The organism is Streptomyces calidiresistens (genome assembly GCF_014141525.1).
GTDB classification, from domain to species: domain Bacteria; phylum Actinomycetota; class Actinomycetes; order Streptomycetales; family Streptomycetaceae; genus Streptomyces; species Streptomyces calidiresistens.
Map to the genome: position 1 here is coordinate 1 of NZ_VKHS01000064.1, position 12,912 is coordinate 12,912.

Here is a 12,912-nt window from a genome sequence, read left to right on the forward strand (position 1 = left end):
GGCCAGGGCGGCGGCACCGGCTCCCCCGCCGCGCGCCGCCCGGCGATCGACCCGGGCCGGCGACGCCTGCTGGTGCGCGGTGCCGCCGCCCTGGCCGCGGTCGTGCCGATGGCGTGGTGGGCGGCCGGGGCCGGGGCCGACGACCTCCCGGTCGGACGGATCGTCGTCGGCACGGGCGTGCCCAGCGGGGTGTACGCCCGCTACGGCCAGCTGCTGAGCGAGCAACTGGGGCGGGAGGCGCCCGGCCTGGAGGTGGTGCTGCGCCCCAGCGAGGGGTCGGTGCAGAACATCGAACGGCTGGTCGCCGGCTCGGCCGACTTCGTCATCGCCACCGCGGACTCCATCGCCGCCCACCTGGCGGGGGAACCGGGGAGGGGACGACAAGAAGGACAGGGGGGAGCGGTGGAGCTGCGCGCCTGTGTCCGGCTGTACGACGACTACATGCAGCTGGTGGTGCCCGCGGGGTCCCCGGTGCGCACGTGCTCCGACCTGGCCGGCCTGCGGGTGGGGGTGGGGCAGGACGGGTCGGGCGTGCAGTTGGTCACCCGCGAACTGCTGGCGGCGGCGGGTCTGGACATGGAGACCGACGTCACGGCCGTGCGGGAGGGCATCCACACGATGCCCCGGATGATGGAGACCGACCGGCTGGACGCCTTCTTCTGGTCCGGCGGCCTGCCCACCTCGGCGGTGACCGGCCTCTCCGAGCGACTGCCCATCCGGCTGGTGCCGCTGGGCGAACTCCTCCCCCGGTTGCACGCCGGGGGCCCGCACACCGCCTACTACCGGGCGGCGGTGATGCCCCCGGACGCCTACCCGGCCATCGCGGTGGAGCAGGCGGTGGACACGGTGGCCGTGGCGAACCTCCTGGTCACCCGCGAGACGACCGATGCGACCCTGACCGAGTGGGTGACCCGCGCCGTGATCAACGGCCGGGACCGCATCGGCGCGGCCGTGCACGCGGCACAACGGGTGGATCTGCGGACCGCGATCTACACCCGACCGCTGGAACTGCACGAGGGGGCCCGGCGGTACTACCGGTCGGCCAAGCTCTGATCGGGGCGGGAGGCCCCCGGGCCGCCCGCGTCCACCGGGTACCCCGCGTCCGGATACCCCGCGCCGGGGCCACCGTCGGCGATGTCCTCGCGGGTGCGGGGCAGGGAGACCACGACCCGCAGCCCGTGCGGTCGGTGGTGGGTGAAGTCGATGGTGCCGTGCCCCGCGGCGAGCAGGGCCCGCACGATGGACAGGCCGAGGCCGGAGCCGGAGACGTTCTGGTGCCGTCCGCTGCGCCAGAACCGGTCGCCGATGCGCTCCAGTTCGTCGTCCTGCAGTCCCGGCCCGGTGTCGAGGACCTCGATCCGCACCCGGCCGCCGGCGGCGGAGGTGCGGATCGTCACCGTGCCGCCGGGCGGGGTGAACTTCAGCGCGTTGTCGATCAGCGCGTCCAGGGCGCTGGAGAGGGCGACCGGATCGGCGAGGGCGGTGAGCGCCCCGGGGCCGGGGCGCTCCAGGGTCAGGCCCCGGCGCTCGGCCAGTGGACGCCAGGCGTCCACCCGTTCCCCGACCAGCGCGGCCACGTCGGTCAGCCGCAGGTCGGCCTCCGAGTGCTCGGCCAGCGCCAGGTCCAGCAGGTCGTCGAGCACCCGTGCCAGCCGCTTGCCCTCCGCCTGCACCGAGGCGAATTCCTCGCTGCCGGGCGGCAGCGCCAGGCCGAGCAGTTCGATGCGCAGCAGCAGGGCGGCCAGCGGATTGCGCAACTGGTGGGAGGCGTCGGCCACGAACGCGCGCTGCTGTTCGAGGACCTGTTCCACGTGGTCGGCCATCTCGTTGAAGGAGCGGGCCAGCCGGCGCAGCTCGGGCGGTCCCCCCGCCTCCGCCACCCTGGCGTTCATCCGACCGGTGGCGATCTGGTGGGCGGCCCGGTCCAGCACCCGCACCGGGCGCAGCACCCAACCGGTCAGCCGGATCGCGGCGGCCACCGCCAGCAGCATGGCGGCGGCCTCGGCGGCGGCGATCGGCAGCCAGCCGCGCAGGATGCGGGCGCGCAGGGCCCCGGTGGGCGAGTCGGTGACCACCACGGCGATGACGTCACCGTCCCGAACGACCGGCGAGGCCACCAATAGTCGGGTGCCGGTGTCCCAGGGCCACACCTGCGGGGGCCCCTGACTGCGTCGGCCCGCCAGCGCCTCGGCGAACGCGGAACGGGCCCGGTCGCCACCGGGAAGGGCCCAGCCGGCGGGCGCGGCGGCGAGCGGGGTGCCGTCGCGGTTGAGCACCCCGGCCCGGATGCCGTACAGGTCGTGGTAGCGCTCCAGTTCGTCCTGGAGCTGGGCCAGGGGGTCCACTCCCGGGTCGTCCTCGCCGGAACCCACGGCGTACTGGGCCAGGGAGGCGAAACGGACGGTGTCGTCGATCCGGTCCACGACCACCCGCTGCTGTTCGGCGGCGGCCTGACCGGCGGCGAGGGGGATGCCGAGGGCCAGCAGCACGCCGGCGAGCAGCGTGATGAGCAGGGCGAGGAGACGGGATCGCACGGCGGGAGGTGACGGCCGGTTCCGTGGGGCGGTGTCCGGGCGGCTCAGCGGCCGGCCACGGGGACCACGAGGCGGTAGCCGACGCCGCGCACCGTTTCCACCAGTTCGGGGCGGCGCAGCTTGGAGCGCAACGAGGCCACGTGCACCTCCAGGGTGCGGGAGGTGCCCTCCCAGCTGGTGTGCCACACCTCGCTGATGATCTGCTCACGGCGGAAGACGACACCGGGGCGGCGGGCCAGGAGAGCCAGCAGGTCGAACTCCTTGCGGGTCAGGGGGACGGGGGCGCCCTCCACGGAGACGGTTCGGGTGGCGGGCTCCACCGTGACCGGTCCGACGTGCAGGACCTCCTCGGCGTCGGGGCCCCCGCCCCCGGTCCCGGTCGGGCCCTCACCGGCGCGGCGCCGGCTGACGGCGTGGATGCGGGCCAGCAGTTCGCCCATGTCGTACGGCTTGACCACGTAGTCGTCGGCCCCCAGGTTGAGGCCGTGGATGCGGGAGCGCACGTCACCGCGTGCGGTGACCATGATGACCGGCACCGAGGTCAGACGACGGATCCGGCCGCAGACCTCGAACCCGTCGGCGTCCGGCAGACCGAGGTCGAGCAGGACGGCGTCGAAGGTCTCCGCCCGGAGGCGCTCGATGGCCTCCTCGCCGGAGCGGGCGTGCCGCACCGCGAAGCCGTGGCGACCGAGCACTGCGACGAGTGCCGCGGCGACATGGTTGTCGTCCTCGACGAGCAACAGGCGCATCCGGCCTCCTTCCGTCCTCTTCGCCCGCCTCCGGCACGGGCGGGTCGAACGCCCCGGCTTCCCGGAGGTGGCGTCGCGGGGGGAGCGGCACCGGTCCGGGGCGGACCGGGAGGAACCGGGGGCGTGGGACGGCGGCGTCCCCGTGCCTCCCGGCACCCACCGATGGTGCGTCATGGAGAGCGGGTGGAGTGCCTTCGCACGGGTTTTCGTTATGGAGCCGGTACCGCGGGTGGGCCCTTCGCCCCCTTCCGACACACCGGAACCGGCGCGGGGCCCGGGGCGTGCCGGGCCGGGCGAAGCACGCCGCCGGCGGCGACCGCCGGAGGAAAACGAAGGAGCGCCGGGGAGGAGAAGGGCGCCGAGGGGTGACCGGGAGCGACGGGCCGCGCCGGAACGGAGACCCGGAAGGGCGTCCGGGAAACCGGGAGGGGCGGTACCCCCGGTGGGAACCGGCGCACGCCACCGGCACGCCTCCCCGCCTTCCGATCCCGTTCACACGCCCTTCCTCAATTCTCCCTCAGATCTGGTGACGGGGGTCCGGGGGCCGCCCTAGGGTCCCTGCAATCGACGAGGACGGAGCGAAGGAATCGATGAGCGACGTTTCGATGGCCAAGGGGCCGGGGGGTGCCGGGCCCACGGCGCAGGACCTGGTCGTCCTGACGGATGTCAACAAGCACTTCGGTGCGCTGCACGTGCTCCAGGACATCAATCTCTCCATCCGCACCGGGGAGGTGGTCGTGGTGATCGGCCCCTCCGGCTCCGGCAAGTCCACCCTGTGCCGGTCCATCAACCGGCTGGAGACCATCGACTCCGGGACCATCACCATCGACGGCAAGCCGCTGCCCGCCGAGGGCCGTGAGCTCGCCCGCCTGCGGGCGGACGTGGGCATGGTCTTCCAGTCCTTCAACCTCTTCGCCCACAAGACGGTCCTGGAGAACGTCATGCTGGGCCAGGTGAAGGTCCGGCGCCGCAAGCGGGAGGAGGCCGAGAGCAAGGCCCGAGCCCTGCTCGACCGCGTCGGGGTGGGCAACCAGGCCGACAAGTACCCCGCCCAGCTCTCCGGTGGCCAGCAGCAGCGCGTGGCCATCGCCCGCGCGCTGGCCATGGACCCCAAGGTGATGCTCTTCGACGAGCCCACCTCCGCCCTGGACCCCGAGATGATCAACGAGGTCCTGGAGGTCATGCAGCAGCTCGCCCGCGAGGGCATGACCATGGTCGTCGTCACCCACGAGATGGGCTTCGCCCGCTCGGCCGCCAACCGCGTGGTCTTCATGGCCGACGGGCGGATCGTCGAGGAGGCCGAGCCCCACCAGTTCTTCGACAACCCGCGCAGCGACCGCGCCAAGGACTTCCTGTCGAAGATCCTCCACCACTGATCACCGGATCACCGGATCCGACCCCCGCCGTTCGACCACCGGTGCCGCACCGCTCGCCGGCACCGCGCACGGCCCGAGACCCCCGTCCCCACCCGCCACCGCCGGTCACCACCGGCGGGAAACGGACCCGGGGTCCCGGACGCCGGTCACCCCGGCGCCGGGGCCCCGCTCCAATGCCCCGCTCCACCCGGGGCGCCCGACTCCGCCGGGCGTCCCGACCCCGCTCCGGTCCGACCCGCAGCCGCGAGCCCGTTCCACCGCGGCACGGCCCCCGCCCGTCCCGGGCACCGTGTCCCTCGACCCCCTGGGGAGTTACCGATCATGAGAATCCGCAAGGCAACCGCCCTCGCCGCCACCGTTCTCGCCCTTTCCCTCACCGCCACCGCCTGTGGCACCGAGGACTCCGGCAACAACGACAACGGCGGTGCGGCCTCCGACAACGGTGGTTCCGACGGCGGCGACGCCGGTTCGGGCGGCGAGGGCCTCACCATCGGCATCAAGTTCGACCAGCCCGGCCTCGGCCTGCTGACCCCGGACGGCGAGTACAAGGGTCTCGACGTGGACGTCGCCACCTACATCGCCAACGAGCTGGGCGTGGAGGCCGCCGACATCGAGTGGCTGGAGGCCCCCTCCCCCGAGCGGGAGAACCTGATCATGCGCGGTGACGTCGACCTGGTCGTCGCCACCTACTCGATCACCGACGCCCGCAAGGAGTCGATCAGCTTCGCCGGGCCGTATTTCGTCGCCCACCAGGACCTGCTGATCCGGGTTGACGACGAGGTGGCCGGCGAGGACGACATCAACGACCTCACCCTCTGCTCGGTGACCGGCTCCACCTCCGCCCAGCGGGTCAAGGACGAGGTCGCCCCCGACGCGGCCCTGCACGAGTTCGGCACCTACTCCGAGTGCCTGGCCGGCCTGGAGAACGGCACCGTCGACGCGCTCACCACGGACGACGCCATCCTCGCCGGCTACGCCGCCCAGCCCGAGCACGAGGGCAAGTTCAAGCTCGCCGGCCTCAACCTGAGCGACGAGTACTACGGCGTCGGCCTGGCCAAGGACGACACCGAGCTGCGCGACCAGGTCAACGCGGCCATCGAGAAGATGGTCGACGACGGCTCCTGGGCCGAGTTCGTCGAGGCCAACCTGGGCCCGGCCGGCTACGAGGCGGAGGCCGCCCCGGAGATCACCGAGACCGACTGACGCCCGTACCCGGGACCGGCTCCTCCCCGCCGGTTCCCCGTGCCGCGCCGCCGACGGAAACCTCCGGCGGCGGCGCGGCACATCACGATGACGGACGGACGGCGTCCTCCCGGCCGCGCCCGGCCCGGCCCCGTGGTCGTGTCCGTCCGACACCCCCCTGCTTCCCGTTCCTGTCGTTCTGTCCGGCCCCGTCCACTCCGGCCCCCCGGGCCGCTGCGGCCCGACGAGACTGCGAGAGTCCGTGTTCGAATTCCTTGACTTCGAGCGGTACGACCTGCTCGGCGCCTTCTGGACGACGGTGCAGCTGACCTTCTGGTCGGCCATCGGCTCCCTGATCTGGGGCACCGTGCTGGCCGCCATGCGGGTCAGCCCGGTACCCGTCATGCGCGCCTTCGGCACCGTCTACGTTCACCTGTTCCGCAACATCCCGCTGACCCTGGTCATCATCGCCTGCGCCCAGGGGCTGTACATGGCCCTGAGGTTCAGCCTCGGTGGCGACCGCCCGCCGGAGATCTACTTCCGGCTGGCGATCCTCGGCTTCATCGCCTATACCGCCACCTTCGTCTGCGAGGCGCTGCGGTCGGGCATCAATACGGTGCCGCTGGGCCAGGCGGAGGCCGCCCGCGCCCTGGGCCTGCGTTTCGACCAGGTGCTGACCCTGGTGGTGCTGCCCCAGGCGTTCCGCTCGGTGGTGGCGCCGCTGGCCAACGTGCTGATCGCGTTGACCAAGAACACCACCGTGGCAGCCGCCATCGGTGTGGCCGAGGCCGCGTTGCTGATGAAGGAAATGATCGAGAACGAGGCCCAACTCTTCCTCATCGCGGGGATCTTCGCGTTCGGTTTCATTCTCCTGACCCTCCCCACCGGGCTGTTCCTCGGTTGGGTGAGCAAGCGTGTGGCGGTGAAGCGATGAGTGCCTCTTCCAACTCCCCCTCGGTCCTCTACGACGCCCCGGGACCCCGCGCCCGGGTGCGCAACGCCGTGATGGCGATCGTCTTCGGCGCCCTCCTGGTCGTCCTGATCGGCTGGGTGGTGATGCTCCTCGACGACGCCGGTCACCTGACGGCGGCCAAGTGGAGCCCCTTCGTCACCGACTCCCGGGTCTGGACGACGTATCTGCTGCCCGGCCTGATGACCACGCTCACGGCGGCCTTCTTCGCCATCGTCATCGCCCTGCCGCTGGGCGCGATCCTCGGTGTCGCCCGGCTCTCGGACCACGGGTGGATACGGAGGCCCGCCGGTGCGATCGTGGAGTTCTTCCGGGCGATCCCGGTCCTGATCCTCATGCTGTTCGCCAACGAGGCGTACGCCATGTTCACCGATGTCGCCCGGGAGAACAGGCCGCTGTACGCGGTGGTCACCGGTCTGGTGCTCTACAACGCCTCGGTCCTGGCCGAGGTGGTGCGGGCCGGCATCCTCTCCCTGCCCCGTGGGCAGTCGGACGCGGCGCGGGCGATCGGGATGCGCAAGAACCAGACCATGCGGTTCGTACTGCTCCCGCAGGCGGTCACCGCGATGCTGCCGGCGCTCGTCAGCCAGCTCGTGGTCATCGTGAAGGACACCGCCCTGGGCGGCGCGATGCTCGGTCTCAACGACCTGCTCCGCCAGACCACGCTGATCAGTGCCAACTACGGTGCCAACATCATCGCCAGCATGACCGTGGTGGCGTTGATCTACATCGTGTTGAACTTCCTGCTCACCAGTTTCGCGAGCTGGCTGGAGGGTCGCATCCGGCGCGGCAAGCGCGGAAGCGGGGCCGTGGTGGCCACCGATCCGGGCGAACTGTTGGAGCTGGAGACCCCGCCCAAGCAGGCTCCGGACATCCGGACCTCCGGCACGGCGGGCCCGATCGACCCGAGCGGCCCCGCGCTGTCGGGGGAGTCGGGGGACCGCCCCTGACTTGACGGGTGCCGGGCAGGTGGGTTGCATACTCCTGTGCTGCCCGTGATCATCGCCGGCGCGGGCCCCGTCGGGCTCGCGCTGGCGCTCGCCCTCTCCCGCCACGGGGTCCCCTCCGTCGTCCTCGACGGGAGCGACGAGGGGGTGGTGCGACGGGCCGCCCGCACCTGTGTGCTGCCCCCCGACGTCGCACACTGGGCCCGCCTGCCGGGCCTGGTGGAGGAGACGACGACCTGGACCGGGTGGCGGACCACCGTGCGCGGCAAGGTGGTGGAGGAGGCCGTCTTCACCGAGGAGCGCTCCCCCATCCACCTGCCGCAGCACGCGCTGGAGGAGGCGCTGTGGCGGGCGGTGGGGCGGACCGGTCTGGTGGAACTCCTCTCCCCCGCCCGTCTGGTGGACCTGGAGCAGCACGAGTCGGGTGTCACCGCGCACCTGAAGGAGACCCCGGCGGGGGATTCGCCGAGCCGACGGGGCAGCCACCTGGTGGGGTGTGACGGCGCCCGCTCCACCGTGCGCAAGCTGTTGGGCGTGGCCTTCCCCGGGCGCACCGCCGTCGAGCGGTACGCGGTGGCCGCGTTGCGGGGCGGCGTACCGGACACCGGTGAGGCCGCCCTGCACCGGGCGCTGCCCGCGCCCCGGCGCACCGGTGGGGCGCGCGCCGAACCGCCGGAGGTACTGGTGCGTCCGCTGGCCGGGGGGACGGTGCGGCTGGACTGGCCGCTGCCCCCCGAGGAGAACCCGGTGACCCCCGACGCCCTGCTGGAGCGGGTGGAACGGACCCTGGTGGGGTTGAACGACGGCGAACTGCCGCCGCACGAGTTGCTGGACACCGGCGTGTACGCCTGTCACCAGCGGTTGGCGCGCTGGTGGCGCTCGGGTCGGGTGCTGCTCGCGGGGGACGCCGCGCACCTGGTGGGTGCGCTGGGGACGCAGCAGGTCGCCGAGGGGCTGCGGGACGTGGACAACCTGGCGTGGAAGCTGGCGGCGGACCGGCGGCCGGGGGGCGCCGAGGGGTTGTTGGAGAGTTACGCCGAGGAGCGGCGCGGTGCGGTGGGCGCGCGCTTGCGCGCGGTGGACCAGGCGCTGCCGGTCATACGCGGTCGGGGTGGTCGGGGCGGGCGCCTGACCGGCCGGGGGCGGCTGACCCTGCCGGCCGACGCCCATCTCGGGCGCGGGGCGCTGGGCGAGCCCGGCCGCTACGCGATCCCCGGGCAGCGGGATCGGACGGCGGAGGGTGGACCGCTGCTCGGGAACCCGGTGACGGACGTGGCGGTGACGGCCCTGGACGGCGAACGGGGCCGGCTCGTGGACCGGTTGGGGGGACCGCTGCTGCTGGTGCTGACGGCCCCGGGAGCCCGGGTGTGGGACGCGCGGCACTGGTTGTCCGCGGGCCTGATGCCGGACCTGGCGGGAGCGGTGGCGGCCCTGCCGCTGCCGGCGGAGCTCCTGGTCACCGACGCCTACCCCGGTGCCCCCGCGCACACCCTGCTGGTGGTGCGGCCGGACGGACGGCTGGCGGCGGCCCTCCCGGGGGCGGACCGCCGGGCGCTGGAGCGGTGCGTCGGGGACCTCACGGACCTGCCGGTGGGATGAGGGCCCGCCCGGGGTTCACCCCGGGGAGGGCGGGAGCTCCCATTCCCCGATCTCCTCGCCCTCCCGCTCCAGGGCCTCGCGCACCACCCGCAGCGCCAGGCCCTCCGGATACCCCTTGCGGGCCAGCATTCCCGCCAGCCGGCGCAGCCGGCGATCGCGCTCCAGGCCCCGGGTGGCCCGGAGCTTGCGCTCCACCAGGGCCCGGGCGGTCTCCTCCTCGCGCTCCGGGTCGAGACCGGCGACCGCCTCGGCGACCACGGGGGCCGCGACCCCCCGCTGCCGCAGCTCGCGGGCGAGGGCACGCCCGGCGAGCCCCCGCCCGTGGTGGCGGGAGTCCACCCAGGCCGCCGCGAAGGCCGCGTCATCGATGAGACCGACCTCCTCGAAACGGTCCAGGACGGTGGCCGCCGCGTCCTCCGGGATGTCCCGGCGGCGCAACGCCTCCTCCAGCTGCCCCCGGGTGCGGGGGGTGCCGGTCAGCATGCGCAGGCAGATCGCACGGGCCCGCTCCACCGGATCGGCCGGGGCGTCCGCCTCCCGACGCCCCGGCTCCGGGGAGGTGCCCACGGGTCAGGCCTTCGCCGCGGCGGGAGCCTTCGCGGCCCCGGCGCGAGGGGTCTTCGCCGGTGCGGCGGCCTTGGTCTCCTCGGCGGGGGCGGCGGGGCTCGCCGCGTCCTCCGCGGGGGCCTCGGCCGGCTGCTCGGTCTTCGGACCGATGCCGAGCTTCTCCTTGATCTTCCGCTCGATCTCGTTGGCGAGGTCGGGGTTGTCCCGCAGGAAGTTGCGGGCGTTCTCCTTGCCCTGACCGAGCTGGTCGCCCTCGTAGGTGTACCAGGCGCCGGACTTGCGGATGAAGCCGTGCTCCACCCCCATGTCGATGAGTCCGCCCTCACGGCTGATGCCGATGCCGTAGAGGATGTCGAACTCTGCCTGCTTGAAGGGCGGGGCGACCTTGTTCTTGACGACCTTGACCCGGGTGCGGTTGCCCACCGCGTCGGTGCCGTCCTTGAGGGTCTCGATGCGCCGGATGTCCAGCCGCACGGAGGCGTAGAACTTCAGCGCCCGACCACCGGTGGTGGTCTCCGGGCTGCCGAACATCACGCCGACCTTCTCGCGGAGCTGGTTGATGAAGATCGCCGTGGTGCGGGACTGGCTGAGCGCACCGGTGATCTTGCGCAGCGCCTGGCTCATGAGCCGGGCCTGGAGACCGACGTGGGAATCGCCCATCTCGCCCTCGATCTCGGCGCGCGGCACGAGGGCGGCGACCGAGTCGATGACGATCAGGTCCAGTGCGCCGGAGCGCACCAGCATGTCGGTGATCTCCAGCGCCTGCTCGCCGTTGTCCGGCTGGGAGAGGATGAGCTGCTCCACGTCCACGCCGAGCCGCTTGGCGTACTCCGGGTCCAGGGCGTGCTCCGCGTCGATGAAGGCCACGGTGCCCCCGGCGCGCTGGGCGTTCGCCACCGCGTGCAGGGTCAGCGTGGTCTTGCCGCTGCTCTCCGGGCCGTAGACCTCGACGACCCGCCCGCGCGGGAGGCCGCCCACCCCGAGGGCGACGTCGAGGGCGGTCGAGCCGGTCGGGATGATCTCGATGGGCTCCTCGGTGCGCTCGCCCATGCGCATGACGGCGCCCTTGCCGAACTGTCGCTCAATCTGCGCGAGTGCGGCGTCCAACGCCTTCTCGCGGTCCGTACCAGCCATGGGTGTCACCGGTTTCTGATTCGTTCGCTTCACGTCGCCGACGCTAGCGGCTGCCACTGACAATCGCCGCCGGACCCCCCGCCGGGCCCGACACCGTCCATGAGAATGGATGTTCGATTTTCATGTCAAGGATCCCCCCTGACCTGTGGAAAACCGGTAAAACAGCAGGTGGGAGCGGCGTTTCGACGAGAAGCCGGACACTTCCTCACCCCTTCGGGTGAGCCCTGTCGGGGCAGGTGGGCGCCCGGCTCCGGCGGGAGGGGAACACCCCACCCGGAAACGCCCGGAAACCCGCGGAAACGCCCGGAAACCCGCAGAAACCCGCAGAAACCCGCGGCAACGTGTCCGGCGCGGCGTGTCGGCGGGGCCGCGGACGATCACCCCGTCCACGGCGCCCGGCGGGAGGTCAGCGCCGCTCGGCGGGGACGTCCATCACCGCGCAGACCACCCGCCACACCTCCTTGGCGTCCCGGCCCTCGGCCAGCGCCTCGTGCACGGTCCTCCCACCCAGCTCCGACATCACGTGGTCCCGTGCGAAGGAGTCCGCGTAACCGGCACCGAAGTGCGCCCGCATCCGCTCCCAGAAATCCGTCAGCCGCATCCGTCCAGTATCCCGTCCGGTGCGGTCCTCACCCGCCGAGCGCCCTGACCCCGGCGGTGACCGCCACCGCGACGGCCACCACCAGCAGGAACGGTGCCCGCAGCACCAGGGCCACCACGGCCGCGCCCAGTCCGGCGGCCCGCGCGTCGAGGACGAGGGACCCCTCACCGCCGTCCGCCGTCTGCACCGCGATCAGCGCGGCCAGCAGGGCCACCGGAACCAGCGCCGCCAAGCGGCGTGCCACGGGCCGTTCCAACACCGCCGGGGGCACCGAGAGCCCCGTCAGTTTGACCAGGTAGCACCCGGCGGCGGTCAACAGAATCGCGATCCACACGGCCGTCCCGCTCACCCGGCACCACCCCGCCGGGCCTCCCCGCCGCGGTCCGGGCCGGCGTCGGAGCCCGCCTCCGGGGCACGCCCGGGCGCCCCGGGACCGGCCGTGCCACCGGACACCCCGGTCCCCTCCCGAACGGTCCCCACCGGCGTCGCGCCACGGCCCCGGGTCGCCACCAGTACCAGCGGCGCGGCGAGCGCGGCGGTCAGCACCGGCACACCGGCGGGCAGGATCGGCAGCGCCACGAGGGCGATCACGACGGCCAGCCCGGCCGTCGCCCGCTCCCGACCGGAGCGCAGCATCGGCGCGAGGAGGGCGAGGAAGACGGCGGGACCCGCGGCGTCCAGCCCCCACACCGCCGGATCGGCGATCCGGGAGGCGCCCAGGGCACCGAGCAGGGTGGTGAGGTTCCACAGGGCGTAGAGCGAGACGGCGGTGACGGCGAAGCCCACCCGCGCCGACCGGCGGTCGGGGCGGGCCAGGGAGACCGCCGTGGTCTCGTCGATCACCGCGTGGGCGACCACGGGCCGCCAGCGGCCCGGCACGGCGAGCACCGTGGCCAGGCGCAGGCCGTAGAAGCCGTTGCGCACCCCCAGGAAGAAGGCGCCCGCGGCGGCCGTGAACGGGTTGCCACCGGCCGCCAGCGCTCCCACCAGCGCGAACTGGGAGGCTCCGGTGAAGACCAGCAGGCTCAGCGCGCAGCTCTGCAGGACGGTCAGGCCCGCGGTGGCCGCGGTGATCCCGAAGGCGAAGCCGGAGAGCCCCACCGCCACCCCGACGCCCAGGCCGTCCCGGACGGCGGCGCGGTCCTCGGGCCGCGCCGGGGCCCGGCCGGTGGGGTCGGCGGAGCCGGGGCCGTCGGGGGCGGCGACCGCGTCGGCCGCCCCCTCGGTTCCCCGTGCGGTCCGCTCGGGTGGGC

Annotated in this window: 13 protein-coding genes; 6 read left to right on the top strand and 7 right to left on the bottom strand. The window is 73.4% G+C overall.

Annotation, left to right across the window (positions count from 1 at the left end):
- The first annotated feature begins 45 nt into the window (after window positions 1-45).
- The gene (locus FOE67_RS05130; RefSeq protein WP_323384264.1) at window positions 46-1,053 is read left to right on the top strand and encodes a TAXI family TRAP transporter solute-binding subunit; all 1,008 of its coding nucleotides are present in this window, start codon (window positions 46-48) and stop codon (window positions 1,051-1,053) included.
- Here FOE67_RS05130 and FOE67_RS05135 read toward each other — a convergent pair.
- Both FOE67_RS05135 and FOE67_RS05140 read right to left on the bottom strand, forming a co-directional pair.
- A complete protein-coding gene (locus FOE67_RS05135) occupies window positions 1,032-2,534 on the bottom strand; it encodes a sensor histidine kinase (RefSeq protein ID WP_182660875.1) in 1,503 nt (500 codons plus the stop codon). The genes FOE67_RS05130 and FOE67_RS05135 overlap by 22 nt on opposite strands.
- A 44-nt stretch (window positions 2,535-2,578) precedes the next feature.
- Entirely contained in the window at window positions 2,579-3,283 is a 705-nt protein-coding gene (locus tag FOE67_RS05140; RefSeq protein WP_182660877.1) for a response regulator transcription factor, read from the bottom strand.
- 605 nt (window positions 3,284-3,888) lie between these two features.
- Between FOE67_RS05140 and FOE67_RS05145 the strand changes: the two genes are divergently transcribed.
- The 5 genes from FOE67_RS05145 (at window position 3,889) to FOE67_RS05165 (ending at window position 9,357) form a co-directional block, all read left to right on the top strand.
- Window positions 3,889-4,659: an amino acid ABC transporter ATP-binding protein gene (locus FOE67_RS05145; RefSeq protein ID WP_438874186.1), complete on the top strand. Its 771-nt coding sequence runs from the start codon at window positions 3,889-3,891 to the stop codon at window positions 4,657-4,659.
- 321 nt (window positions 4,660-4,980) lie between these two features.
- Entirely contained in the window at window positions 4,981-5,862 is an 882-nt protein-coding gene (locus tag FOE67_RS05150; protein WP_182660881.1) for a glutamate ABC transporter substrate-binding protein, read from the top strand.
- Window positions 5,863-6,103: 241 nt separating this feature from the next.
- Window positions 6,104-6,775: an amino acid ABC transporter permease gene (locus FOE67_RS05155; RefSeq protein ID WP_182660884.1), complete on the top strand. Its 672-nt coding sequence runs from the start codon at window positions 6,104-6,106 to the stop codon at window positions 6,773-6,775.
- Window positions 6,772-7,761 carry an amino acid ABC transporter permease gene (locus FOE67_RS05160; RefSeq protein WP_182660886.1) on the top strand — a complete coding sequence of 330 codons (990 nt, stop codon included), beginning with the start codon at window positions 6,772-6,774 and terminating at the stop codon, window positions 7,759-7,761. The genes FOE67_RS05155 and FOE67_RS05160 overlap by 4 nt, the downstream gene beginning before the upstream one ends.
- A 36-nt stretch (window positions 7,762-7,797) precedes the next feature.
- Complete coding sequence (locus FOE67_RS05165; protein WP_182660888.1) at window positions 7,798-9,357, top strand: FAD-dependent monooxygenase; 1,560 nt, start codon at window positions 7,798-7,800, stop codon at window positions 9,355-9,357.
- Between the two features lie 15 nt (window positions 9,358-9,372).
- On the opposite strand, the gene recX is transcribed toward FOE67_RS05165, so the two are convergent.
- The 5 genes from recX to FOE67_RS05190 all read right to left on the bottom strand — a co-directional run.
- The gene (recX, locus tag FOE67_RS05170) at window positions 9,373-9,924 is read right to left on the bottom strand and encodes a recombination regulator RecX (RefSeq protein WP_182660890.1); all 552 of its coding nucleotides are present in this window, start codon (window positions 9,922-9,924) and stop codon (window positions 9,373-9,375) included.
- Between the two features lie 3 nt (window positions 9,925-9,927).
- Window positions 9,928-11,058, bottom strand: coding sequence for a recombinase RecA (gene recA, locus FOE67_RS05175; protein WP_182660892.1), 1,131 nt, complete (start codon window positions 11,056-11,058; stop codon window positions 9,928-9,930).
- A gap of 406 nt (window positions 11,059-11,464) precedes the next feature.
- Window positions 11,465-11,659, bottom strand: coding sequence for a DUF3046 domain-containing protein (locus FOE67_RS05180; RefSeq protein ID WP_182660894.1), 195 nt, complete (start codon window positions 11,657-11,659; stop codon window positions 11,465-11,467).
- A gap of 28 nt (window positions 11,660-11,687) precedes the next feature.
- A complete protein-coding gene (locus FOE67_RS05185; protein ID WP_182660896.1) occupies window positions 11,688-12,008 on the bottom strand; it encodes an AzlD domain-containing protein in 321 nt (106 codons plus the stop codon).
- Window positions 12,005-12,912 (bottom strand): AzlC family ABC transporter permease (locus FOE67_RS05190; protein WP_438874185.1); only part of this gene is annotated, 908 nt, incomplete at its 5' end. The genes FOE67_RS05190 and FOE67_RS05185, both read right to left, overlap by 4 nt.